Annotated in this window: 22 protein-coding genes; 13 read left to right on the top strand and 9 right to left on the bottom strand. The window is 38.4% G+C overall.

Annotated elements, in window-relative coordinates; all coding sequences use genetic code 11:
• The first annotated feature begins 99 nt into the window (after positions 1-99).
• A complete protein-coding gene (locus ACO1O5_RS19515) occupies positions 100-333 on the top strand; it encodes a YtxH domain-containing protein (RefSeq protein WP_486273249.1) in 234 nt (77 codons plus the stop codon).
• A 119-nt stretch (positions 334-452) separates the two neighbouring features.
• Here ACO1O5_RS19515 and ACO1O5_RS19510 read toward each other — a convergent pair whose 3' ends face one another.
• Positions 453-812, bottom strand: a complete 360-nt coding sequence (locus ACO1O5_RS19510) for a SnoaL-like domain-containing protein (RefSeq protein ID WP_486273247.1) — start codon at positions 810-812, stop codon at positions 453-455.
• 40 nt (positions 813-852) lie between these two features.
• The gene (locus tag ACO1O5_RS19505) at positions 853-984 is read right to left on the bottom strand and encodes a hypothetical protein (RefSeq protein WP_486273246.1); all 132 of its coding nucleotides are present in this window, start codon (positions 982-984) and stop codon (positions 853-855) included.
• A gap of 34 nt (positions 985-1018) precedes the next feature.
• On the opposite strand from ACO1O5_RS19505, the gene ACO1O5_RS19500 reads away from it, so the two are divergent.
• From ACO1O5_RS19500 to ACO1O5_RS19485, 4 genes are all read left to right on the top strand, one after another.
• Positions 1019-3211: an outer membrane protein assembly factor BamB family protein gene (locus tag ACO1O5_RS19500; RefSeq protein WP_486273244.1), complete on the top strand. Its 2193-nt coding sequence runs from the start codon at positions 1019-1021 to the stop codon at positions 3209-3211.
• A 339-nt stretch (positions 3212-3550) separates the two neighbouring features.
• Positions 3551-5458, top strand: coding sequence for a T9SS type A sorting domain-containing protein (locus tag ACO1O5_RS19495; protein WP_486273242.1), 1908 nt, complete (start codon positions 3551-3553; stop codon positions 5456-5458).
• A gap of 61 nt (positions 5459-5519) precedes the next feature.
• Positions 5520-6017, top strand: a complete 498-nt coding sequence (locus ACO1O5_RS19490; RefSeq protein WP_486273240.1) for a DinB family protein — start codon at positions 5520-5522, stop codon at positions 6015-6017.
• 236 nt (positions 6018-6253) lie between these two features.
• Positions 6254-7525 (top strand): serine hydrolase domain-containing protein, encoded by a 1272-nt coding sequence (locus ACO1O5_RS19485; RefSeq protein ID WP_486273238.1) that lies wholly within the window; start codon positions 6254-6256, stop codon positions 7523-7525.
• A gap of 119 nt (positions 7526-7644) precedes the next feature.
• Here the strand turns inward: ACO1O5_RS19485 and ACO1O5_RS19480 are convergent, their stop codons facing one another.
• Positions 7645-10266 carry an MGH1-like glycoside hydrolase domain-containing protein gene (locus ACO1O5_RS19480; protein WP_486273236.1) on the bottom strand — a complete coding sequence of 874 codons (2622 nt, stop codon included), beginning with the start codon at positions 10264-10266 and terminating at the stop codon, positions 7645-7647.
• Positions 10267-10802: 536 nt separating this feature from the next.
• Here ACO1O5_RS19480 and ACO1O5_RS19475 point away from each other — a divergent pair.
• Positions 10803-11837: a hypothetical protein gene (locus ACO1O5_RS19475; protein WP_486273234.1), complete on the top strand. Its 1035-nt coding sequence runs from the start codon at positions 10803-10805 to the stop codon at positions 11835-11837.
• A gap of 41 nt (positions 11838-11878) precedes the next feature.
• Here the strand turns inward: ACO1O5_RS19475 and ACO1O5_RS19470 are convergent, their stop codons facing one another.
• Positions 11879-13156 carry an APC family permease gene (locus ACO1O5_RS19470; protein WP_486273232.1) on the bottom strand — a complete coding sequence of 426 codons (1278 nt, stop codon included), beginning with the start codon at positions 13154-13156 and terminating at the stop codon, positions 11879-11881.
• A 368-nt stretch (positions 13157-13524) separates the two neighbouring features.
• Between ACO1O5_RS19470 and ACO1O5_RS19465 the strand changes: the two genes are divergently transcribed.
• The 3 genes from ACO1O5_RS19465 to ACO1O5_RS19455 all read left to right on the top strand — a co-directional run bounded on the left by ACO1O5_RS19465 (position 13525) and on the right by ACO1O5_RS19455 (position 18475).
• Positions 13525-15873, top strand: coding sequence for a mechanosensitive ion channel family protein (locus tag ACO1O5_RS19465; RefSeq protein ID WP_486273230.1), 2349 nt, complete (start codon positions 13525-13527; stop codon positions 15871-15873).
• 285 nt (positions 15874-16158) lie between these two features.
• Positions 16159-17274 (top strand): Gfo/Idh/MocA family protein, encoded by a 1116-nt coding sequence (locus ACO1O5_RS19460; RefSeq protein WP_486273228.1) that lies wholly within the window; start codon positions 16159-16161, stop codon positions 17272-17274.
• 175 nt (positions 17275-17449) lie between these two features.
• On the top strand, positions 17450-18475 hold the full coding sequence (locus ACO1O5_RS19455; RefSeq protein ID WP_486273226.1) for a hypothetical protein: 1026 nt from the start codon (positions 17450-17452) through the stop codon (positions 18473-18475).
• Positions 18476-18544: 69 nt separating this feature from the next.
• Here the strand turns inward: ACO1O5_RS19455 and ACO1O5_RS19450 are convergent, their stop codons facing one another.
• Positions 18545-20383: an AAA domain-containing protein gene (locus tag ACO1O5_RS19450; RefSeq protein WP_486273224.1), complete on the bottom strand. Its 1839-nt coding sequence runs from the start codon at positions 20381-20383 to the stop codon at positions 18545-18547.
• 163 nt (positions 20384-20546) lie between these two features.
• Between ACO1O5_RS19450 and ACO1O5_RS19445 the strand changes: the two genes are divergently transcribed.
• Positions 20547-21374: a DUF6159 family protein gene (locus tag ACO1O5_RS19445; protein WP_486273222.1), complete on the top strand. Its 828-nt coding sequence runs from the start codon at positions 20547-20549 to the stop codon at positions 21372-21374.
• 48 nt (positions 21375-21422) lie between these two features.
• On the opposite strand, the gene ACO1O5_RS19440 is transcribed toward ACO1O5_RS19445, so the two are convergent.
• Positions 21423-22175 carry a phosphatase PAP2 family protein gene (locus ACO1O5_RS19440; protein ID WP_486273220.1) on the bottom strand — a complete coding sequence of 251 codons (753 nt, stop codon included), beginning with the start codon at positions 22173-22175 and terminating at the stop codon, positions 21423-21425.
• Positions 22176-22262: 87 nt separating this feature from the next.
• Between ACO1O5_RS19440 and ACO1O5_RS19435 the strand changes: the two genes are divergently transcribed.
• Positions 22263-22955: a sulfite oxidase-like oxidoreductase gene (locus tag ACO1O5_RS19435; protein ID WP_486273219.1), complete on the top strand. Its 693-nt coding sequence runs from the start codon at positions 22263-22265 to the stop codon at positions 22953-22955.
• A 73-nt stretch (positions 22956-23028) separates the two neighbouring features.
• On the opposite strand, the gene ACO1O5_RS19430 is transcribed toward ACO1O5_RS19435, so the two are convergent.
• Together ACO1O5_RS19430 and ACO1O5_RS19425 are read right to left on the bottom strand one after the other, a co-directional pair.
• Positions 23029-23634 (bottom strand): DUF1684 domain-containing protein, encoded by a 606-nt coding sequence (locus ACO1O5_RS19430; RefSeq protein WP_486273217.1) that lies wholly within the window; start codon positions 23632-23634, stop codon positions 23029-23031.
• A gap of 177 nt (positions 23635-23811) precedes the next feature.
• Positions 23812-24096: a hypothetical protein gene (locus ACO1O5_RS19425; protein WP_486273215.1), complete on the bottom strand. Its 285-nt coding sequence runs from the start codon at positions 24094-24096 to the stop codon at positions 23812-23814.
• Positions 24097-24276: 180 nt separating this feature from the next.
• On the opposite strand from ACO1O5_RS19425, the gene ACO1O5_RS19420 reads away from it, so the two are divergent.
• Positions 24277-24765: an Hcp family type VI secretion system effector gene (locus ACO1O5_RS19420; RefSeq protein WP_486273213.1), complete on the top strand. Its 489-nt coding sequence runs from the start codon at positions 24277-24279 to the stop codon at positions 24763-24765.
• A 26-nt stretch (positions 24766-24791) separates the two neighbouring features.
• Here ACO1O5_RS19420 and ACO1O5_RS19415 read toward each other — a convergent pair whose 3' ends face one another.
• The gene (locus ACO1O5_RS19415) at positions 24792-25709 is read right to left on the bottom strand and encodes a sugar phosphate isomerase/epimerase family protein (RefSeq protein ID WP_486273211.1); all 918 of its coding nucleotides are present in this window, start codon (positions 25707-25709) and stop codon (positions 24792-24794) included.
• Positions 25710-25849: 140 nt separating this feature from the next.
• Between ACO1O5_RS19415 and ACO1O5_RS19410 the strand changes: the two genes are divergently transcribed.
• Positions 25850-26356 carry an OsmC family protein gene (locus tag ACO1O5_RS19410; RefSeq protein ID WP_486273209.1) on the top strand — a complete coding sequence of 169 codons (507 nt, stop codon included), beginning with the start codon at positions 25850-25852 and terminating at the stop codon, positions 26354-26356.
• The last annotated feature ends 112 nt before the right edge of the window (positions 26357-26468 follow it).

Below are 26468 nucleotides of genomic sequence, written 5' to 3'. Positions count from 1 at the left end.
GTAACGTTATAATTAAGATAATCGGGGCGGTATTTAAATTACTGGCAATGTTTTTGAAAGATGAATGTGTATCTTTTCAAATAAAAAAATATATACAATATGAAATTCAAAAACGCCACCATTTTATTCCTTTCAGGTATCGCTTTAGGCGCCCTTGCTGGCCTTTTAATGGCACCTGATGAAGGCGCTCAAACCCGCAAGAAACTGATGAAAAAGGCAAAAAAATATAAAAAGGACTTAGCGGACAAGGCTTCTGAGTACAAAAGCAAAGCGGCAGGTTTTAAGGACGATATTGAAGGTGCCGTTAATGATGTTAAAAAAAGATTCAGTTAATCGTCGAAACCGATTCTTCAATTGTGGCAATTCTTTCCCACCGGGAGAATTGCCATTTTTATATAACATAATGGACAGGTGATCCGGGTCATGGGTTCCCCGGTAAATTGTTACTTTTCCTACATAAAGAAACGTTCTGAAACTATTTTTCCATTATTTACTTCGTAAACGCAAAGTTCTTTCATAGCCATACGCCCCTGTCCTTTCATTGTTACATCCATATTCAATAAGCATGCGAACGAGTTTGATGCAATTAAAGGATCAGAAATTGTAACGGTATGGGTCTTATCCACCATAGCAGCAAATTTTTTGCCTTTTTCAAATATGGCATGCAGCCCTTTTGTTTCTTTATCAAAATCGGGAGTTGCGTGAGGTTCTATACTAACGGCATCGTTTGAAAATAGTTCTTTCTGTGCTTTTTCAAAATCACCTGTACGGCAAATTGCAACTAACTGGTTAGCTATGTCGTTTGTTGTCATACTTAAAGTTTTAATTGTTGATAAAAGATTATTGACTTCTCTAAGGAGACTTGTGATTAAATCTCGACGTAGTTTCTTTAAACAATTTCTTTGCCGGAATTTTTGCAGTTATTACTTTATCTTCAATTCGATGAGTAGCGCCAATTATCTTCAATTCGATGAGTAGCGCCAAAAATTATTATTAAATATTTAGAATTCTGAAGAATATGCGGATACAAATCTTTAACTCACTAACTTTTTCCCTGGTTGTAATTGTTGCTGCGTCTTGTAAAGCACCCGTTAAAGAATCTTATAAAAACTGGGAAGTCTACGGTGGAACAAAGGATGCGATGCACTATTCCTCGTTAACTGAAGTTGACACCAATAACGTAAGCCAACTCACGGTTGCATGGACCTATCATACCGGTGATGCCGATACGATATCTCATTCACAAATTCAATGCAATCCTATTGTTATTGATGGTATTCTTTATGCACTTACTCCAAAAATGAAAATGTTTGCAGTTGATGCAGCAACGGGTAAACAATTATGGGTTTTTGATCCCAAAACTTATATACCGGATGATACGAATGTACAGAAAATGTTATCAATGCAATTTACCAATACGGGCCGTGGTGTTACTTATTGGGCCGATGGTAAAAATGATAAAAGAATTTTCTATACGGCAGGTCCCTACCTCATTTGCGTAAACGCTGCTACTGGAAAGGCTATAAATACATTCGGGAACAATGGGCGAATTGATTTGCATGATGGCCTTGGCCGTGACGTTAAAGACCGTTATATAACTTCGAATACGCCAGGGGTTATATACAAAGATTTGTTGATTTTGGGTACGCGGGTTGCTGAGGATGCAACTGCTGCGCCCGGGCACTTAAGGGCTTACAATGTAATCACCGGCAAACAGGAATGGATCTTTCACACAATACCGCAGCCCGGCGAATTTGGATATGATTCTTACGACGATAAAAATGCATGGCAGCATCTTGGCTCAGCCAATAACTGGGCCGGAATGAGTGTTGACGAGCAAAGAGGAATTATTTTTGTTCCAACAGGTTCAGTAGCAGCCGACTTTTATGGTGGGAAGAGATTGGGTGATGATCTTTTTGCGAATTGTGTTTTGGCATTGGATGCTGCAACCGGTAAACGTATCTGGCATTTTCAAACAGTGCATCATGATGTCTGGGACAGAGATCTTCCAACCATTCCGGTATTAGCTTCCATTATGAAAGATGGAAAGAAAATCGATGCCGTTATTCAAACAACCAAATCAGGATTTATTTTTTTATTTGACCGCGAAACGGGCACACCTATTTATCCGGTTGAAGAAAAACCTGTCCCGACTGAATCAGAACTTATAGGTGAAAAACTCTCGCCTACGCAACCGATTCCGACATCACCAAAACCATTTGCCAGGCAGGTTCTAAATGAGGATGATTTAAATAACCTTGTCCCTGATTCTTCATATGATGATCTTAAAAAAAAACTAGCATCTTACAAAACCCGGAACATGTTCAATTCTCCATCAAAGGAGGGCACAGTTATATTTCCTGGCTTTGATGGCGGCGGCGAATGGGGAGGTCCCGCTTTTGATCCTTCTGCAGGCATATTATATGTGAATGCCAACGAAATGCCGTGGATACTAACGATGATTGATGTAAAGAATGATAAAAAAAATAACGAAACTTATTTACAGGCGGGGCAGCGCTTATACATGCAACATTGCGTTGCTTGTCATGGGCCCGAAAGGAAAGGTGGCGGAAATTATCCATCCCTGGTTGATGTAAATAAAAAATATAATACAGCTACTTTCAATGAGCTTATTTCTAACGGGCGTAAAATGATGCCTGCTTTGAATACTTTATCAGGTGAAGAAAAAAATGCAATCGCATCATTTATTCTTGACATGAAAAATATTCAGCATAAAAAATTTATTCCCCCGCCTGAAACAAAAGATCCGTACCTGCAACTTCCTTATACTAATACAGGGTATAATAAATTTCTTACAAAAGAAGGTTATCCAGCTGTGAAGCCGCCGTGGGGAACATTAACGGCCATCGACCTAAATACAACGAAGGTTGTTTGGAAAGATACCTTAGGAGACTACCCGGAATTAAAAGCCCGCGGAATACATTCAGGCACCGAAAATTATGGAGGACCAGTTGTTACAGCCGGCGGACTGTTGTTTATAGCAGCGACAAGCGACAGTAAAATACGGGCTTTCAACAAAAGAACGGGCCAACTACTATGGGAAGCGAACCTTCCCGCCTCTGGCTTCGCAACTCCGGCAGTGTATAACGTTGACGGGAAACAATACCTGGTAATTGCTTGTGGTGGCGGTAAATTGAAAACAAAGTCGGGAGACGCATATGTCGCCTTTGCATTACCTGGTAATAAATAAGTGAAAAATTCTTTTCGATTTAACTATGTGCAAAGATTCACATCTTATTTAAATGAAGAAGATGAAGAAGAATTTCAGTCTGGTGTATTCATAAATCTATTATAGGTTTCGACAAAACCTGAACAACATGTGATCTCATAAGAGATTTGTATTGTATGTCGCCCTTCTTAAAAAAATATCCTTTTACTATAAATTGTGGAACCTTCTTATTATATTTATCTCCTCAAAATAATCTGTAGTTTTTGCCCCCAACTGCGGTAAACTTTACCAATCCAACATTTCATCAGATAAGACCGAATTTTCTTAAACAAGCTTTAAGTATTCTTTAAAATCTTTAGGATGATAAAAAAAATTATCAGTCAATCATTTTTCTTAATAATCTTAGGGGCTGTCTTGAGCAATACTTCGGTGGCGCAAAATTCATTGTTGGTTAATTTTGGATCTGGTTCATGTAATGGCTCCGGCCAACCCGCATTTTCACTAATTAAAGATCCTCTGAGCGATACTGCTTCAAACTTACTCACCTGTAGTCTGGCAAACCAGGTCCCGGATATTTTTGCTGTGTTTGTAGCTTACAATCCAAAAGATAATAAACTTTATGCGGCGGATATAAGGGAGGGTAATACTAAAATATGGGTGCTCGATATTGGGTTGCCCGCAAATATCAACTGCCCGTTGAATCTAAGCGCCACGCCAGATTATACCTATAGCTATGTTTCTAACAATTTCGAGTTTGATAACAACGGTGATCTATGGTCGTTCTCGGCTTATAACGATACACTTGGGCAATGTAACATCGATAAATTTGATGTGACAACCGGAAAGGTGCTTAATACCCGAACTGTGCAATTTCCTGAAGGTTATTTTCCTACCAGCATTTCCAGCGGAGACATTACTATATTACCCAATGGACGTATGTTTGCTACGCTGGGCAGCTTTCCTTCGAAGTTGTATGAAATTAAGAACTATAATACCAGCACGAATGCCATGGCAATATTTTTAGACTCATTACCACAAAGCTGTTATGGAATCGCTTACCTCAATGGAAAATTAGAAATCACCGGCACTGACTTTTTGGGAACTTGTTATTATTATACATATGACATCGCCACTAATTTTCTCGATTCAATACAAAGCTTTCAGGCCGGTCAATTACCTATTGATAATACCAGCATCACGCCGTCTGTTGGCGTTACCAAGCAACTAGTGAATATGATTAAGATAAATAATAATACCGCGGACCTAACCTATGACATCTACGCCAGGAATTTAGGGAATGTCGCCCTGAATAATATTAATGTAAGTGACAACCTTGCCGGCGTGTATGGACAGGGTAATGTATCTAACATAAGTGTGTCTTTTGTTCCCGGTGAAAATACAGCAAACCTTTTATTAAACCCCTCTTACAATGGGAATAGCGATAGTGTTTTATTAATGGCTGGCCAAAACTTAAAGAACCAGACATCAGTAAACACTGACTATTTTTTCAAAATTCGATTAAGCTTCCGTGTTAGTAACCTCAATCCTGCAATTATTTATGAAAACTCAGCGATAGGAACGGCTACGATTGGCAGCATCGGAACTTCAAGTTTTAGTAACGTAGCTGACTCTTCCAACAATGGCCCGGAAAGCGCTGTGGACCCAAATAACGACGGCAATGCTACCGAACCCGGGGAAAACAATCCCACTCCTTTTAACTTTGGAACTTTACCTGTAAAATTCATTAGTGTAAACGCATCTCTTATTGATAAGACTTCTGCGTTAGTAAGGTGGGTAGTCGCCACGCCTACTCTTAACTCAGACAAATTTGATGTTGAGTTCAGCTCTGATGGAAAAAACTTTGATGCAATCGGCAACTTAAAAATTGAGAATACCAACCAAAGTAATTACCAGTTTTTACATTCCGGTATACCCGGAGGGAATCTGTATTACCGTATTAGGGAAACTGATATTGACGGTGAATATGTATATAGTGATGTTGTTGTTTTGCGTAATAATATTTCCGGCGCTGTTATTATCTTTCCGAACCCGGCAAATAATTATTTTACCGTTGCGGCGCCAGCTAACGTACTCGGTAAAACGCAAATAATTTTGTATGATGCGGTGGGAAAAATAATGACCTCTTCGATATTGTCGGCAACTACCGAAACAATCAATACCAACTCATTTCCAGATGGCACTTATGTTTTAAAAATCAAGGGTAACGGAACGATAACAACCCAAAAAGTTGTCGTCCTGCATAAGTAATGAAATCAAAATCAGCATTGCCAGATATTTTCATAATTTAGCTTTCATTACACATTATTTTATGCCAATTAATATCGCATTGCTTGCTGAATTACAACATGAAGCCGGTAATTCAAGAAAGATGATTGAACGTGTACCAACCGATAAACTGGACTGGCGGCCGCATGAAAAATCTATGACGATAGGAAGGTTGGCTACACATATCGCCGACATACCTATTTGGTTTGGCAGAACAATCAACGCGGAAGATTTTGATTTTGCCACGGCAGTATTTAATCGGGATGTGAAAGGTAATACTGAGGAAATATTAGAATTGTTTGATAAGAGGCTTCAGGATGCTGTTGACCTTCTTCACTCGACGTCCGATGAAACGCTAAATGCATCGTGCACTTTCCGCCGCGGTAACCATATATTTTTTCAACTGCCAAGGAAAACGGTTCTTAGAAATTTTTGCTATAATCATGTATATCATCATCGCGGCCAACTAAGTGTTTACCTTCGTTTGCTCGACATTCCCGTACCAGGAATGTATGGGCCTTCTGCGGACGAAACAATGTAAAGAATGTTGGTTTGAATTTCTATCCCTAAATAAATTGTAACTGAGCTTCCAGCATTTTCTTATAACAGGCAAATTTACGATTGGTCAATGCATCGGCAACTTCCGTTGTGAGGTCTCTCAACTCATTCAATTCTTCATTTCTAAATGTGTCAAAAGCAAAGTAGGTAGTGCTCCCGATTTCATCGAAGGCGCTAAAGTTTTTTGGATTAACTTTCTGTCTTAAAATGATATATGATATGAGAAAACTTCTAATTTCCCGGGCATTTTTGTTCGCACTTATTTTAATTCCAGCGCTTACCCGGGCACAGCAAATTCAGACCAATGCCAAAAGTAATGCTGTTGACTATACAAAATTGGCCATGATCGATAGTTTGGTAAATGATTATATAGCTAAGAACTGGTTAACTGGAGCTGTTTCGATTGTGGTTAAGGATAACCGGCTTGTACAATACAACGGGTATGGTTATGCAGATGTGTCAGCAAAAAAACCCATGAAAAACAATGCGATGTTTCGAATTATGTCGCAAACAAAAGCCATTACCAGCGCAGGTATTATGATTTTATACGAACAGGGGAAACTAATGCTGGACGAACCTATATCAGACTTTATTCCAGAGTTTAAACACCCGGTAGTACTGGACAAATTTAATGATGCAGATACAACGTATACCACGGTTCCTGCAAAAAGAGAGATTACATTTCGTGATCTTCTGACACATACCTCCGGTTTGGATTATACTGATATTGGAAGCTCAAAAGTGATGGCGATTTATTCCAAAAATAATATACCATCGGGGCTGGGTTATTTTGATGCGAACTTACTGGATCGAATGAAAGCGCTTGGCAAAATGCCCCTCTCCTTTCAACCGGGTGAAAAATGGCAATATGGTTTAAACAGTGATTTGCTTGGTTGTTTAATTGAAGTGATTAGTGGAACTAATCAGCAAGATTTCTTAACTAAGAATATTTTTGAACCGCTGGGTATGAAAGATACTTACTTTAATGTGCCCGCATCAAAAGCAAACAGGCTGGCAACGGTTTATACTGAAGACTCTTTGCATCATATAATTAAATGGAGTCATTCGTTTCGCCATATAGATCCTGACTACCCGTTAATGGATAAACATTATTTTTCGGGCGGTGCCGGGTTAACTTCCACTGCGTTTGACTATGCTGTTTTTATGCAAATGTTGTTGAACGGCGGCATTTATAACGGTCATCGCATACTCGCAAAAAGAACAGTAGAAATGATGACGAGCGGGCAATTGGCTCCTGGCCTGTTCGGCGATGATAATTTTGGATTGGGCTTTGAAATTACTTCCGAAAAATCAGCTGCAAGAGGACCGCGATATACTGGTTCATTTGCGTGGGGAGGCTATTATGGAACCACTTATTGGGCGGATCCAAAAGCTCACCTTGTATGTTTGTTCATGACACAACAAAATCCAAACAGTCATGGAGATATTGAGCGGAAATTTGAAGCGATGGTTTATTCGAGTCTTAAATAACAGCTGTTGATATTTATTGATTTAAGGGAATTTCAATTTAAAGGAAAGCGGCTTTTATTTTTTAAGTGTTTAATAAGGCGTGTACACGTATCCGTTACGTTCCATCTTATGATGTACTGTCAAGTCTTATTTCCTTCCAGCTCACTTATCAAACTTGCCACAAGAGCTGTCCACCCGGTTTGATGGCTTGCGCCGAGACCGTTACCATTGTCGCCATGAAAATATTCGTAAAATAAAACAAGGTGTTCATTACCTGGCCTGTTGTAAAACCAATTTTCCTTCCCGTAAATTCTGCGATTACCTTCTGCATCTTTTTCAAATAAACTGATAACCCGTTTTGTCAATTCATCGGCAACTTGTTTTAAATTCATTTGTATGCCGGAGCCGGTGGGGCACTCAACCAGCAAGTCGTCGCCATAAAATTCTCCATATTTTCGAATGGATTGAATCAGTATATAGTTTATGGGAACCCAAACCGGGCCTCGCCAATTAGAGTTGCCGCCGAAAAAATTTGAAGTTGAATCTCCTGGATCGTATTGTATACTGTATTCAATATTATCAATATTTACGGCATAGGGATTCTTTTCGTGATATTTAGATAATGCTCTTATACCGCCCGGAGAAAGAAATTCTTCTTCGTTTAGCAGATGTTGTAAAATGTCTTTTAATCTGTCCCGCTGAACAAGAGATAATAATAATTTTTCACCTCCCGTATGTTCCTCGTTGGGCCAAAATCGGTTGTTTTTCTTTCTGTATTTTTCAAACCAGGCGGTTCTTTTTCTAAAGTCACCAAGTTTATCACGCACTTTTTTATCAACAATTGAAACTGCAAATAATGTGGTTATCCCTACAATTGACTGAATACGCAAGTGAATAGGATTAGCGCCATCTTTTGATAGTATGTCGTAAAAGAATTTATCCGTGTCATTCCACAATCCATATTGATTCAGCGCTTCAGAGATCAGTATAAAGTGTTCGAAAAATTTTGTCGCCGTATCTTCAAACGTTTCATCTACCATGGCGATCTCCAAAGCCATATCCATCATATTTAAGGCATACATGCCCATCCAGCTTGTGCCGTCTGCCTGCTCCAGCCGGTGGTTTCCCGGCATTTCAATGCTCCTGTTAAAAACACCTATGTTGTCCAGGCCAAGAAATCCACCCTGGAAAATGTTGTTACCACTCGCGTCTTTCCGGTTAATCCACCAGGTAAAGTTGATAAGGAGTTTATGAAATATTCTTTTTAAAAAATTGATATCCCCTTTTCCTGTCGTGTTTTTTTCAATCCTGAAAACCTGCAAGGCAGCCCATGCATGTACCGGCGGATTTACATCACTAAAATGCCATTCATATGCGGGCAACTGCCCATCGGGTTTCATATACCATTCACGCATAATCAGGAGCAACTGATGCTTGGCAAATCCCGGATCAAGCATTGCCATTGCAATGCAGTGAAAGGCGAGATCCCAGGCCGCATACCATGGGTATTCCCATTTATCCGGCATTAAAATAATGTTTTGATTTTTTAGGTGTCTCCATTCATGGTTGCGGCCATTAAGTTTGCTATCATTTACTGGCGTAATTCCGTCGCTTGTAGTCAGCCATCTTTCGACATCGTAATGATAAAACTGTTTGCTCCAAAGCATTCCTGAAAGCGCCTGCCTCTGTATATTTCTCAATTCAGGCGAAATATTTGCCGGAAGTATTGTATTGTAAAAATCATCAGCTTCAGCCTTTCGCATTGCAAAAATATTTTCAAAACCCTCTTCAAACCCATTAGCGAGTTCTTTATTGGCGAGTCGCAGGTAAATAGTTTTTGATGCGCCACCTTCAATAGTAAGATCGTATATGGGAGCGAACTTGGTACCTGACGTGCTTCTCCGCAGGGACTTTACATTTTTTTTTCGGATGATACCGTCGTGAAAAGCGTCTTTTACGAATGGGGTTTCGTTAGGAATCTTGAGAACCTTTTCAGTATTGCTAATATTCTCAGTATAAAAAGTAGCCCTGGTCTTCTGGAAATATAGATAGTACGTGCCCAGTCTTTGATGGGTAGCTTTTACCGTTGTCTTATTATAGTCAGTGATAACTGGTTTTTCTTTAAGCCTGTGGTTGCTGGAACGATTGTAAAACCATAGTGTAGGCAATACCGTTATACCGGCCCTTTGGGTATTGCGATTGCAAATATTTATTTTGATAAAAATATCCTGCGAATCCTGTTTTGCATAAGTTACCGTTACATCAAAATATTCGTCGTTATTGAAAATTCCCGTATCAAGAATCTCGTATTCGGGCTCGTTTTTTGACCGGTTTCGGTTCTGAACTTTTATATCTTCATAAGGAAATTCCTTTTGAGGATATTTATACAAATATTCCATATAATAATGCGTAGGAATATTATCCAGGTAATAATATAATTCCTTTACGTCTTCACCGTGATTACCGTCGTTATTACCAAGACCAAATAATCGTTCTTTTAATATATGATCTTTACGGTTCCACAATGTAACGGCAAAACAAAGATTTTGAAACAGGTCTGAAATACCTGCAATCCCGTCTTCGCCCCACAGGTAAGTTCTATAATGCGATTGGTCAAAAGGGAAATAATTCCATGCATCGCCAAATTGCCCATAATCTTCGCGAACGGTACCCCATTGGCGTTCACTGAGGTAGGGTCCCCATTGCTCAAGAGGTACTCTTTTAGGTGAATTATTTTCGAGTCGCTGATGTTCTGCTGTCATATTAATCTTTGGGATTGGAATAAAGTTCTTTGCACAAAAAATTTTCTGTTTCTGCCTGATACAAAAAATTTATAAACGATGCGCTAAGGTTATCGACTATAGTAATTGTTATTCTGTTAATAATAAAAAGCCGGAGCAAAAATATTTAATTATGGGCACCTTATAATAATTAAATACTTGCATGTATTGAATGCCGTGACTCAAATATTAAAGGCATGCTTTTTCGCCTGGTCTTTCTAATTTGCCTTCATATTCAAAATGCGTCCAATCATTGGCAAATACTATAAAAAGGATTAACCATTATTGTTGCTATATCACCATACATTTTATAACGGCCATGCTTAAACGGCAATACGCTGCATGATAAGTTGGCCCGCCACTTTTCGAAAAAAAATTTTATCAGATGCTTTGATTTTAAATAAAACCACATTATTTTAGGCCTTCAATTCCGGTTAAACCGATATTTCAGCTTTTTTCTTCCTGCTCATCCTTATTAAAACTGACATTGCATATTTCGAATTCCAACAAGAATCAAGATGAAGAAAGTATTACTGATACTCTTTCTGCAAGGTTTAACAACAGGCTTTGCCTATGCACAGTCATTTGATATTAGTGACCTTATCAAATTATCTTATTTACCCACAAAGGAGATTGACCATTACCTGTATAAAAAAGGATTTTATCTTTCAAGTACCAAAACAGATAGCCTTTCAACCGAGGCTGCGTTCAAAACAAGGATAAAAGCGCACAAGGAAATTTTCACCAACCCGAAACACATATACATATCACTTGCTGACAATTATCGATCGTACAGTTTACAAACCTCGCTGGCAAATGAATATGTTGACGGTCAACGACAATTAATAAAATCAGGTTTTTTCTACGACGAAACGGCTGATGTTAACAGAGACTCATCAATTCTTTTTCAAAAAGGAAACATTGTAGTACTAGCCTCATCTCAAAAAACCGATACTGCTTCGCAATACACTTTCGAATTAACAGTGAAAAAAATACCGGAAAGGATAAAATATGCTGAAGATCTTCTCCAATTCGACTCTCATGAATTTCTTGCAAGTTTTTTTGGATCGCAGAATGTAAAACGAGATATGTACTATTTTTCGGAAAAGGAACTAAAAAAATGTTCTGTCCTATTCAGCGGAACTAAATACCAGGTTGTTTTTGTTTGGGGAGATGAAAAAAATCTTGATAATCTTTTATATATACTTGTTCCGCATGTGCTTCCAACAAAAGGAGCCGAGGCAAACAATCCGGTAACCGGAAACAGCGAATGGCAATTTCAAAATGGAATTTATCCCGGTATGGATATAAAAGAATTGTTACGGTTAAATCAAAAGGATTTTAATATTTATGGAAATGCATCTGAGTTGGCCTTTATGGTTAAGCCGGCTGAAAGCGGAAAAATTGACTTTAAAAGAACAGCGGTGATGCTTGGTTGCAATAGTTGTGATGATATCAAGATGCTCAATCAGCCGGAAGTTAGTGCTATTGCTGTAGTTAAGAAAGAACTGCCTATGTATATAAATGATGTAATATTATATCCTTTAAAATAATAAAAGCGAAATCGTTTGTAATAAGTTTATTAATATTTGGATCACATTTTCATCCTGATTCTTTTGATTATTTGCCACAAAGCCTCTGCACTCGCTAAAGCGCACACAGCGAATAACGCCGGCATAAACATTTTCCCCTGGTTGTTAAATGCACCTGACAGGGCAATTGCAAAAACAGTAACAGGGAATAGTAGCATTAAACTCAATCCTTTTGTAGAAAGAGGTATTTTAAACGGCCTGTGCGCAAATGGTTGTTTAATTCTAAGTACTATCAGTGTTGCAAATTCTAAAAATAAACCTGCGCCGTACAGCGTCACGTCAATAACAATCAATTCCTGGAAGCTCCAAACTATCATGAAGCTTACAACCGCTGCGCAAATAACGATAGAGATATAAGGTGTTTTAAACTTTGGGTGAAGGGCATGAATTTTAGCAGGTAACAAACCGTCTTCCGCCATTACCTGGGGCACACGAGATACGGAAAGTAACACGGCTGAAAATAAACCCAGGGCACTTGCCATGCCACCGACAGAAATTGCAGCACCGAGCCACTCACCACCAGCCAAAACACCCAACACAGGATAACCCTGCTCATTTAGCGTTTCTGCGTTTACGTGATAATGCAGCGTTGCAAATAAAACCATCACATATACAGCGGCCACCGTTATAAAGGCAATGCTCACCGATTTAAGGTAAGTACTTACCGGCCTGTCAACTTCTTCTGCATATGTGGTAGTATTATCCCATCCAAAAAAATTCCACATAACGGTATATAGTGCCATACCTAAAAATGGAAATGAGATACCTTTTAACGAGGGTGCAGGGAAGGATAGATGACCGGCATCCTTTATTGCCATAACAAACATGGCAAGAAAAGGAGCAAGCACCAGCAGGCTCAGCATCGTGGCTGTTTTGCCCACAGGCGAAATGCCGAGAATATTTAAGATAGCACCCGACCATATAATGAAGAGACATACAGGAATTTTATAGTGTGCGATTTCCGGATAAAAAAAGGAGGCATAGCCCACAAAAAGAACGGGATAAATGGCGAGGTCAACAAACGTGTACAGCCATGTCCACCAGCCTTCGTAAAAACCAAAGCGCAGTCCAAGAGTTTTTTTAACCCATTGATAATAACCTCCAGTAACGGGCATCATACTGTTTAGTTCCAACACCGTTAGTATAGCGGGTACATCCCAAAGCAAAGGAGTTATTAATAGGAGTAGTAAAGCTCCATTACTGCCTGCATACCCCAGCAAGGGCTCCAGTCCGTATGGTCCGCCTGATACAGTAAAAAAAATTATTGCCGCCAGTTGCACGACGCGTAGCCTCTTGCGAATTGGAATTTTTTTGATCAGAAACTAAAAATTAATTATTGCAGAATGAAAATAAATGTTTAGTGAACAACATTACAAAATAAGGCAAACAAAGTAATAATATTAAGTAAATAAAATTCGCCTTTAATTTCTTTGTTGCAAATTATATCTTTAATTGTCGCTGGGGACAAAGCTAATGTGACTAAAAACTTAAGGCAGAAACGACTAAATCTATCGAAATGCAGCAAGGAGGCTGGCAGGCTATACTTAATAATTTTAAGAAATATACGGAAACAACTGAAGCCGGCGTTTTAGATAGTTATATCGGGAACAATTAATAGAGTATTTTTATTTTTCCTTGATCCTTTTTTATGAAATCTTATTTTTTTGTCGTCATCTTTATTTTCTGCGGTATTACATTATCAGCGCAGGTTACCGATACTGCCAAACCAGCCAAAAGATCATTTGACAGAGCGATGTTTGCAGATGATGACACACTCACTCGTAACGACTACCTGCAAAGTATTTCAAAAGTCTTCCAACTTCTAAATAAAGCCAATTCTCTATTTCAACCGGTGCCGGCTATAAATTTGATGGTTAATAGGCTGGAAGAGGATGACTCGGTAATAAGCATAATCAAAGACCGGCTAACCAATAATGAGAGAGCATTAAATGTTCGTAGCCTTCAAACCTTTGATATAATATTAAGCCTTATAAAAAGTAACACGAAAGCATATGCAAAGGAACTCAACAGGTATGACAGCATATTAGATGCCACTAAAAAAGACATCTTTGACTTGAGGAAAGATACCGTCATCCGGCATATCTTCAGGGATTCCGCTTTGAGATCGTCCTTTAGACCACAGTTAAAAGACTTACGGACAAAATATTTTCATGCTGACAGCCTTATCAGGTATGTAAATGTGCTCATTGATAATACATTGGCACATACTTCTTCCAATATAATTGCAACCGATGAACTTCAATTGCAGACCCAAAATATGGAAGCCAGTACCGGCGCCCGTGCGTTTAGTAAAGAAAGAAAATACTTATGGGAGGTTACGGCTGCAAAACAATCACAATCATTTGGAGGACAATTCCGAAAAACGTTAAACTCTGAAAAGAAAATCACCCGATATTATTTTACACATACTAACTATCAATTGAATTTTTTGTTGTTTATCGGAATCGTATTTTTCTGTTGGATATTTTTCAATTTCCGAACGCTTAGAAAGGCGGATAAACTTGCTGCATTACAACCATTCCGGTTTAAGTATATAAACAAGCTACCTTTTTTTGCTTCGCTCGTATTCATACTTAACCTGGCGCCATTATTCGATCTGAATGCGCCGGTGGTTTATATTGACTTTATCGAATTTTTATTAATGGTTGTTCTCACCTTTTCGTTCAGCCGAAAGCTCCCTAAAAAAATATTCTTCTTGTGGCTAGTCTTTATTTTTTTGTTTTTATTGTCCTTTTCAAGATACTTCGGGTTACCATTTTATTTTACACGATGGCTTTCATTTATACTTAACTGCATCTCGTTTTTGCTGGGATGGTATGTTATTGCACGGGTTATAAAAAAATATAGTAAACCCAAAATCCTTGTTTGGGCTGGAGCTTTATATACCATATTTAGCCTTATGGCTATTCTGAGCAATCTATTTGGGCGGGTAACCCTTATGCAAATATTTAGTTCAACTGCAACCTATGCAGTTATACAAACAGCCGCCCTTGTGATTTTTAAACAGTCTGTTATTGAGTCCTTTCTGTTACAAATTCAGAGTAGCCGTATTCGAAAGCACTATCCTCAAAGCTTTGATACCAATGCTATCATAAAAAACATGTCACCAATGGTCATTTTTTGTTCGGTACTCATATGGCTGGTTGTATTTGTAACCAATCTTAATTTATTCAATGTTCTATCCATTAAGCTCAATGATTTGTTGTCTACCCCGCGCATTATTGGAAGCTTTTCTTTTACATTCGGTGGATTGATCTTATTCCTGGGTATCATCTGGTTTGCAAACTATTTACAAAAATACATACCGGTCTTTTTTGGGGACTTGGGCGATGATGCGTCTTTTGATAATAAAAGCCACCGCTCCAGGTTACTGATTACACGGCTTGTTTTGCTGATTGGCGGTTTCTTGCTTGCAATTGCCGCGTCGGGGCTTCCTGTTGACAGAATAACCGTAATACTGGGTGCCCTGGGTGTGGGTATTGGCCTCGGTTTACAAAGTATCGTGAATAACTTTGTGTCAGGGATCATTTTAATTTTTGACCGCACACTGCGTATAGGCGACACTGTTGAAATAGGCGATAAAAAAGGTCGCGTGAAAGAGATAAGTGTGCGCTCCAGCACATTGCTTACACCTGATGGCGCAGAAGTAATTATACCTAATGGTGATATCCTTTCTCATAACATTGTTAACTGGACGCTTAGCAATAATAATATAAGAATCGAAATTTCATTTACCGTCGATAAACTAATATTGGCGGAAGAAATTCGCCCGGATATTAACGGAATATTAAAATCTTTTCCCGAAGTACTTGCTCAAAAAGAACCTGAAATATTCATCAATAACATTACGTCTCAATCCACACAGTTAAAGATATATTTTTGGTGTAAAGACGTTACCAAAACTGAACTCGCACGAAGCGAGGTTTACTCTTCTTTTTATAAAAAACTTCAGGAAAGAGGAATAAAAATATTGTAAAACACAACGCCGCTAATTTAGGATAAACAATGCAGTGAGCGCTTTTTCAAGTCAGCATTTGTTGAAAAATTGTGTGATTTGAGATGGTATTGGTTAATATACCTGACAGATGTCAATTTTAGTCTTCTGAATTAAATTACAATTCAATTATATTTACGGTATTAAACAGTCATCATTTATGAAACGCCTTGCGTACAATATGGTGCAGGGCAATAACGTCCAGGATTATACGCATTTTATAATTAATTAAGCATCATACTTTTTTAATAAACTAAAAACACAGTTATGAATTCCCGTCGTGATTTTTTGCAAAAGATTACAGCCGCCACTATCGCGTTCCCATTTCTTAAACAGGCAGCTGCTGCTAATAAATCTGTCAATCGGAAACCTTATGATGGACCGGTGTTACGTGTCGCTATAATGGGGCTCGGTAGTTATGGAACCCGTGTCGCTGAAGCCATGAAGGACTGCACCATGGCTAAACTGGTTGGTGTTATCAGTGGTACCCCGTCTAAAATTATTGATTGGCAAAGCAAGCATAACATCCCTACAAAGAATTGTTATAACTACGAGAGTTTTGATAACATTAAAAATAACCCGGATATTGATGCTGTGTATGTGATAACGCCAAACGGCCTTCATCATGATGAAGTAATTCGTGTGGCCAAGGCAGGCAAGCACGTAATTTGCGAGAAGCCCATGGCCGTAAATGCAAAGGAAGGGCAGGAAATGGTTGATGCCTGCAAAAAGGCAAATGTAAAATTACTTGTAGGCTATCGCATGCATTTTGAGCCTAAAACGCTGGAGATTATTCGTATGAGGAAAGCGGGCGATTTTGGCAAGATCACATTCTTCCAGGGGTTAAGCGGTTTCGTGATAGGCGATCCAAACCAATGGAGACTTAACAAGAAACTTTCAGGTGGTGGGTCTTTAATGGACATAGGAATATATTCGATTAACGGTTCCCGTTATATGGTTGGTGAAGATCCTGTTTGGGTCACTGCAGAGGAAACAAAAAATGATCCGATAAAATTTAAGGAAGGGGTAGACGAAACTATACAGTTCCAACTGGGATTTCCCGGGGGTGCGGTATCCTCCTGCCTTTCCAGTTACAGTATGAATAATCTCGATAGATTCTTTCTTGACGGATTGCGGGGATTCGGCGAATTAAATCCTGCCACAGGTTACGGACCCATAATGGGACGCACCAACAAAGGAGAATTGAATTTCCCACATGTTACACATCAAACCGTACAAATGGATGCAATGGCTGGCATCATTTTACAAGGTAAGCAAGCTGAAGTTCCCGTAGATGGCGAAGAAGCCGTGAAAGACTTAAAAATTATTGATGCTATCTACGAAGCAACAAAAACAGGTAAGAAAATAACTTTGAATTTATAGTTATTAAGATACCCGAAGATTATTAATTTGCATAGCCATCATTCACGGGGCGATCTATGTAACCAGAAATTTAAAATTTCAATTATTTTGAGAAGTTTTGTAAACAATTTTAAATTTCATCCTAATACTGAACATAATAACCTGCAATAATTATAAAGTTTAAAGGGTATAATTAATGAACAGAATATTGTTTTTGATCCTGTTGCTCAGCTTTAATTATGGAGAAGTATCCTGCCAATCATTTTCAGTTCGCGACTTGCTTGAACTTACTAATTTGCCATCGAACGGCATAAAAAATTACATGTTAAAAAAAGGATTTGTTAGCAATCATGATCTTCAAAATGATTCAATAGAAGTAGGTTTCATCCCGAGAGTCAAGATCAGGAGAAAGCCTGTTCAAATAAGACAGGGTGTTGATTTTTACCAAAAGAATGGTTCAAGATATTTTGTATTCCACAGTTTAGATTTAGATGACTATCAAAATGGAGAGCGACGACTAATAAAATCTGATTACATCTATGATAAGAAGAAAAATATATATAAAGATTCCTTAATCCTTTTTCAGAGAAAGAATATTTCTATCCTTGCGTCAATAGAGGTAGAGGATAGTGTTGCAAAATATACTTTCAAATTAAAGCAGAGAAAAATCCCCGATTCTGTTCTTTACGCTGAAGACTTGCTCCAATTTGATTCGAATGAATTTCTTGAGAGCTACTTCGGAGAAAAAAATGTGACGAAAGACCTTTACTATTTTTCAGAAAAAGAATTAAAAAAATGTTCGGTATTATTTAATGGAACCCTTTACCAGGCTGCATTTGTTTGGGGTGATGAAAATAACCTCAATAATCTTTCTTATATCATTGTCTCGAATTTGTTGCCTACAAAAGATGGGAAACAAAACAGTATTGTCAATGAAAATAATGCCTGGAAATTTCAGAATGGTATTCACCATGGCATGGAGCTCAAGGATGTTCTCAGGCTTAATGAGGCGGATTTTGATATATATGGCAATAAATCAGATTTTGCATTTATGGTTAATCCGGACAATAGCGGGAAAATCAATTTTAAGAAAACTGCCCTTATGTTTAATTGCAGGGATTGTTCCGATAACATTATATTTGACCAGGCTGACATAAGTGCTCTTGATATCGTGAAGGCAAGACTCCCTCTGAAGGTGTTTGATATAATTATTTATCCATGAATTTTAAGATCGTCCTTATCTTGACATGAAACAAATACTTAATCAATTTTTAATAAAAAATTTTTGTTTTTAGAACAATTCAAACTCCCAAACCGAACGGTAACTTCCATTCTTTTCGATATAATTTAAAAATGCATTATAAAATGAATCCGCGCCTATTGTTGCACTATCCCCTATTACAAATAATTGTTCTTTGGCTCTCGTAATGGCAACATTCATGCGCCGGTAATCTTTCAAAAAACCAATATCTCCATCATCATTACTTCTTACAAGAGACAGAATAATATTTTCTTTTTCCTGTCCCTGGAAACTATCGATCGTGCTTATACGCATTTGTTTCGGCAGCAATTCTTTGGCTGCTGCAACCTGCCCTGAATAAGGTGAAATGAAAGCTGTTTGTGAAACATCCAGAGATTCCGTTTCCAGAAGTCTTTGAGCTATTGCTAACTCTCCTTCATTTTGTAAACTGATGCCATTAGCGCCTCTGGTCTCGTTATTGCCAGAACCTGCTGTGTCGACAAAAGTGATATGTATATTTTTATTGGATAAGAAAGGAGCCGTTAATAATAATCCTTTATAAAAATAATTGCCGGAAAATCCGGCAATTGATTCCCGCATCCGGTATTGGGTGTTGAGAAGGAATATGTTCTTAACCGCATCTATACCAATTTCTAAAATAGATAAATTTAATCCCATTTGCCCGGCTTCGTAACTAAGAACCGTAGGTGGTAGTTGAAAATGACCGCCCGCCAGCACATATTTTTCAGCAAGTGGAAATATACACCAGGCAAGCGGTTCAATGCACTGGCCTGCTTCATCAATAACCAATGTTTGAAACGAATTGTGTTTTATTTTTGCATCGTAAAGGCCTATAGGCGTTCCGGCAATTACCTGTGCCTCCTCGTATAATTTTTCTTCGTTATAGAGCTGAAGTTTTCGTATTTCCGTACGGATATTTTTTACTTCTTTAAATAAAAGATTACGTTGCTCCCTTTCTGCCTTGCCGAAACTGCGTTTATATTTCAAAGCCATCCTTCGAAATTCTTCCGCCCTTTTTTTTAACTCTTTAATTTCCTTTTGTTGTTTAGCGTTGGCAAGCTTACCCTCAGGCGTATGCGAAAATATTTCTTCATCGGCTTTGCTGGCATTTCCTACTCTTAACAATTTCACTCCCTTCCTGATTAGTGCCTTTGAAATATTATCTACTGCAGTATTGCTGGGCGCGGACACCAATACTTTTTCACCGGCCAATACCATTTGTTCAACTGCTTCTGTTAGAGTAGTTGTCTTTCCCGTTCCTGGCGGGCCATGCACAATAGTTATATTCTCATTTTGCAATATAGCAGCAACTGCCCGTTGCTGGCTTTTATTTAATTTACCATTGATGAACTTAATATCTATTTCGTCTATCCGATCGGCGTTATATTGTATTTTGCTATCATGTAATTCTTCGAATAGCCGGTACAGCTTTTTATTACTTTCTAACGAATTCATTACTGATTTCATTATAGTAATCGTCCGCTGGTCAGGAGCTAGTTTAATGCCCACATTATCATCTTCTATCCAGTCTGGAAAATCTGGTGCAAAAAGCCTGAACTCGCCTGTCTTACCATCAACATTGAGTAAAACGCCCTTCACAGGTTCTTCACCAGCACAGAAGCATTCAATAGCGGCTCCATCCCGGAATTGGCTCGTATCTGCAGGAAAGGGAAGCCTGAAAGTGATCTCCGGGTAATCGGCATATCCAAAATTTTTTCTTGTAACTTTTATTGGATGTAAGGCAAGTCCTTCCGCCTTCAATGACTTTAAACTATGTTCGTGCCCGAGGCTATAGCGCTTTGTTTCTTCTTTTTCTTCCTGTGAAATAGCTGCCAGTAACTTCTTTATATACGGATGCGTTGCAGACATGTTGTGAAAATACAGCTATGATTTTTAATAAATACCACTCCCTTTGACTGAATTCAGAAAATTTACTTTCGGCTTGTTCGCGGGTCAAAAATATTTTCAATATTATTATTAAATATAAAACCTGCTACCTATATTTACGGCGTTTTAAAACCAACATACGCTTATGAGTTTCTTCGACCGGCTATCCAACGGGTGGCGAATTTCCATGAATAGTTTTAAAGTTTTAAAAGAAAATAAGCAACTCATTATTTTTCCTATTTTATCCGGGTTATCGCTTTTAATGATAATAGGATCTTTTGTAGTAATAACGCTGGTGGCAGCAGATTGGAATTTTACTAATGTTAGCAGGCCAAATAGCTTTGAAAACTATGCAGTCATTTTTCTTTTTTATATCGTGAATTATTTTATCGTGGTTTATTTCAATACGGCGCTGATACATTGCACCACTTTATACTTTAAAGGCGAAGAAGTAACTGTGCGCAAAGGGCTTGATTTTAGTTTTAGCCGTATAGGTGCTATTTTTTCATGGGCTTTATTCGCCGGTACGGTTGGAACCATTCTTAAAATTGTTCAGGATAATCTTGGAAGCCTGGGAAAATTTGTAATTGGCCTCGTTGGGGTGGCCTGGAGTATTGCAACCTTCTTTGCGGTGCCTGTAGTTGCCTACGAAAATTTAGGGCCAATAGGCGCATTTAAACGTTCTTTGCAATTAATGAAAGAAAAATGGGGTGAAAGCTTATCTGCCGGATTTAGTTTTGGATTGATACAATTTTTGGGAATTATAATAATAGCAATGATTGCTTTTCTCGGGGCTCTTATTCATCCAATCGTTGGTATCATAATTGGCGTATTAGGTATATCTTTACTTTTTGCTATTATAAGCGCTACTCAGTCAATTTTTATAAGTGCAGTTTATCACAACATCAGTGGCGATCCCGTTGAACATTATAACCAGCAATTTATCGACAATCTTTTTGAAAAAAAATCATAACAACTCATAACGCTTGAAATGATGAAAAGATGGCCCGGTATTACCGGGTCATTTTTGTTTCTTCGCGTATTTTGCTTTGACAAAAATCCAATACGTGAGTTTGGTTGACAAGATACCCAATCCTGCACCAGCCAATACTTCTGTGAGAAGATGATCTTTATTTAGAATCCTGAGAACACCAACAGCTGATGCTGCTACATAGCCGCTGTAACTTAGTAATTTATTATTGTCTTTCAGTTCCTGGTGAAGCAGTTCGGCACCACGGAACGCATTTGCGGTATGCCCTGAAGGAAAATTAGTGCCGTGAGTTTGGTACACCTCGATGTGACGGCTAACCAACCTCATGGCATATCCAATGCCACCGGTAATTACGATCGAACCGGCATCTAATAGGAGATGTTCCTTAAAAGTATGTGGCGTCTTTTCGTTGAATGCGTCTAACATATATATAGAAGCGGAGGGGGCCCACATCAGGTAATCCTCTGCGTTAGTATGAAAGCCAGGATGATTTGCTTTGACATTTGCATATATGGTATCATCAAGTTTTTTAATTCCGTGTATAATTGGTTTTAGACCCGCATAAACTAAAAATGTGCCCGGAACAATTAACGCAGTTGGTTTTAAATAGTGAGAGTTTATTTCCTTCTCGCGGGCGCTGCTGTCACTACCGCCGTGGTTTGTTGCGGTAATGCTTTGGGCGGATATTACTTTTCCATAAATAATGAAAATCAATAAAATAAAAGCCCATTTTGTCTCGAATTTGAAGTTTCCGGCCAGGTAATTTCTATCAATTTTATGCATTCGCGAAACTAAGAATTCCTCTAAATAACTCTTTAAATTGTTTTGTTTGTAGTTTCGTTTATTATTTTATTTTCTAAATTATTGATAATGGAATCTCCCGGAAAACTGGAACGAGTAGTGGAAGCACGAATGAAACTAAAAGCACGCTTTGAAGAGAAGATGCTGCAAACGCCATCGGTGGCTGACGATAAGCCAATGGGAAAGGGAAACCTAAATCGTCATGGAATGCCCGTAATACCGATTGGGCAAACGATCACAAATAAATGGCCGGTACTTGATCTCGGCATACAACCATCAATCTCTCTGAAAGATTGGAGATTAACGGTAGATGGCTCGGTTGAATATCCAACGACATTAACATGGGAAGATTTTATGGCTTTGCCACAATCAGATGATACTTCAGATTTTCATTGCGTAACCACCTGGTCTAAATTGAATGTTAATTGGAAAGGCGTTCGTATGCTTGATATTGCAGCATTGGTACAACCACGGGAAAGTGCAACGCACATCATGTGCTATGGCTACGACGACTATACTACTAACGTATCATTGGAAGAAGCCTTGAAGCCGGACGTATTATTGGTACATACAGTTGAAGGGAAACCTTTACCGAAAGAACACGGCGGCCCGGTACGAATGATAACACCACAATTGTATGCCTGGAAGGGCAGCAAATGGATAAGCAGGATTGAATTTCTGGATGCAAACCGGCTGGGATTTTGGGAAGAAAGGGGATACTCGAACACGGCTTACCCATGGAGAAACGATCGTTATAGTTAACGCCAACCCTAGCAATCTCGAAAGTGAAGCAATCGAATCAATTAAATGAAATGATATAATTATGCCTGCATTACTAGTGTACCGGCTTACCATAATTTTTCTCACCTGCGGGTATGGATACCGTTAGTAAATTTTCCATTGGAGGAATCGGGCAATTGTAGCCGGTTGTATAAGCACAATACGGATTATAGGCTTTGTTAAAATCAATTACGAGGTGATTATTTTTTATGTCAGAAATTGTAAAATCGAGATAACGCCCCCCGCCATAGCTTTCAAAACCAGAAGTGGCATCTCCAAATGGGACGAATAAGTAATCCTGATATTTTTTTTGTTTTATTAATGATGCTGACTGGTAAGTATATAGATGAACTAATGAATTGTGAAGGCTAAAAGTTAACAGGCCATAACGAAAATAATGTTGTTTCACTCCTGTTGCAGTACTCATCTCGAAACCCTTCGTATCGATTATTCGTTTAAAAGACGCGGTTACGCGATAACGTTCATCAATTGGATAAAAGTGTATAAATTTTTTATCTTCTTTACCAACTACCTCATGGTTACGAATATAATTCTGCTGGTACGAGAGTAAGGAATCGTTATAAGTTTGCGCATGGATATTTTGAGAACTGAGGATTAAAAGGATAAGCGCAATACTTCGGTTGGGTAGTTGTATCGTCATAGGATAAAATTAAAAGAATATCACTACAATAATTGCTACTGCTTGTAAATTATTCTAATAAAAATTCCTGCGATGATGAGGCCAGCAACGGCTTTAACAAGACAGATATTGACTAATAAAAACCCGCAACTAAAATTGCGGATTTTTATAAGTTAAGTCAAAACAAATTTGAAGATATTAGGCTGATGTTTTTGCCAGATATTTTTCTGTTAATGTTTCATCTTCAGCTTCATTCTTCAGAGCAACAAAACTTTCATTTTTCCCTATAAATGATACAGGCGCTTTAATATTCAAGCTCACTGCGTTGTTATGCATTGCATTTAAATTCATGCTGGTTGAATCATGCTTTGGCATCTGGGTGGTGTCTGGCTTAGGGCTCTTAGGAGTATCCTGGGCAAAACAAGAGGCAACTGCAAAACAGCTTACGCCTAATAAAATTGCTTTCAATTTGGGAGAATTCATAATTTGTGTTTTTAGGTTATAGATTAATTTATGTCTATAGATACCTAAAATGGTGCCAAAAAAAAGCCAGGTAATTTATACGAATTTTTTTTGCATAAATTTTAGTCTGCGATTAATTCTGTTGCTGTCTTGCAATCTTCATCGGCATTTATTATTTTGTTACAACTAAAATAAATTACGATGGCACTTAACTCGTATCTTAAATTAAAGGGGCAGAAACAAGGTGATATAAAAGGTGGTGTAACCCAAAAAGGCCGCGAAGGAAAAATATTGGTAATGGCTTTTGATCATGAAGTGCAAACACCGCGTGACCCATCATCAGGCTTACCAACCGGAAGAAGAATGCACCGCCCGTTTACCATCACTAAAGAGATTGATATGTCGTCTCCCCTGCTCTACTTGGCATTGGTGAATAACGAAAACCTTACTGTTTGGGAATTGCAGTGCTTCGCTGCTAAAAGTACGGGAGCGGAAGTAAATACTTATACCGTTAAGCTCACGAATGCCAGGATCGTTGACATAACTAGTACTATGCTTAATAATAGAATTCCTGAGAATGCTAAAATGCCATTGATGGAAGAAGTGAGTTTTACATATCAGAAAATTCAATGGACATGGGTTAGTGGAGGAATAACATCTTCAGATGATTGGGAGTCGCCGGTAGTCTGATTGAAAAATTTTTACAATTAATCTTTTCATTTCTTAAAATACGCGAGCATTACTTTGCTGTAATCAGCTATTGCAACTTCCGGCTCATCAATTTCAGGATGCCACAACTTTTCCCATTCGAAACTATAGTAGCCTTCATACCCTCCGTTCCGCAGAGTATCTATTGCACTAAATATGGGAACTTCGCCCCGACCTAACAACTCATAATATTCTTTGCCATCTATCATTTTCAAATCTTTGATATGCGTGTGACGAATGTACTTTTTTAGTTCGTTATAAACACCAACAGGTGGTTCTTTTGTAATCGACCACATGTTTGTTACATCCCACACTAAACCCGTATGATCGGTATACGCAGACACCATCACTTTTTTAATATCATCTTTCCAAACGAGATCACCATGCGTTTCCATCAATACGGCTACATTACTTCCCTTTGCATAGTCACCAAGTTCAATTAAGCCTTTTGTGATAAGATCCATTGTTTGATTTTTATCCTGCGCTTTTGGAAAGGTGTTTGGGAACACCCTGATATATGGACAGTTAATATGCTGCGCTAAATCAATAAATCGTTTTGCCTCATCTAAATTTTTCTTTCTTTCTGCAATATCAGCAATATGCAAGCTGGCGGAAGAACCGAGATCGACAAAGGCAAGATTCTTGTCTTTCATTAGAGATAAGGTCGCCGCTACATTTTTTGAAGAACTGAATCCGGGGCATTTGGTAAGGTCCATTTCATGAAGCAGGCCACGCAATTCGATACCTTCAAAATTATGCTGAACGGCAAAATCTGTAATCTTTTTAAAATTCCATTCGGGGCAGCCGAGGGTGGAAAATGATAAAAGAGGTTTATTTTTTTCCCTTAGAACAAAAGCTGGAAGAAATGGCGATACTGCTAACAGCGACGACGCTTTCATAAATTTTCTCCGGCTAAAATCTACCATAATGAATATTATTTTTATTGAGGTAAAATAAAAGGAATTTGGGCGATACCTTTCTATAAAGATAGTATATCAAAAATTAGATAAAATGAACCTAACAAAGTCTTTAGTAAACCATGAATTTTTTTCCTATACTTGTGTCTATGAATACTAATGAACTTAAAGCCCTGCAGGCACCACTTAAAGAGAAATATCGGAATCAGCCGGATTCTGCAATTATTACATTAAAGGCCCAGGGGAATATTGGCGAAGGAATATCCTGTAAAATTGAAACCGGGAGAGCATTAGCCGAAGCCGGCCTTCATCCTGCAACGGGCGGAACCGGTATGCTTGTATGTTCGGGAGACATGTTGCTGGAAGCATTGGTAGCTTGTGCTGGTGTTACGCTGCAAGCCGTGTCAACCGCTATTGGCGTTGAAATTAAAAACGGAACGGTTAAAGCTGAAGGTGACCTTGACTTCAAGGGAACGTTAGGCGTTTCAAAGGAATCGCCGGTAGGTTTTAAAAATATAAGGTTGCAATTTGACCTTGATACGGATGCCACGGATGAACAGATGTCCAGTCTTAAAAAGCTTACCGAAAGATATTGCGTGGTATATCAAACGCTCACTAACGGAGTACCGGTTGAAACAAAATATCAATCAACCTAACAGTACGCCATAGACGCATAAAATAATTGAAAATTAAAACCGCATTTGGCAGGGATTAGCCAGCTGGTTTAAATAATCGAATAAATTCAATGCAGTTGCGGGAATAATCTTG

Source organism: Ginsengibacter sp., from assembly GCF_057362405.1.
The sequence above is the reverse complement of the archived record's forward strand: the minus strand, read 5'-3'. Positions and strand labels throughout refer to the sequence as shown.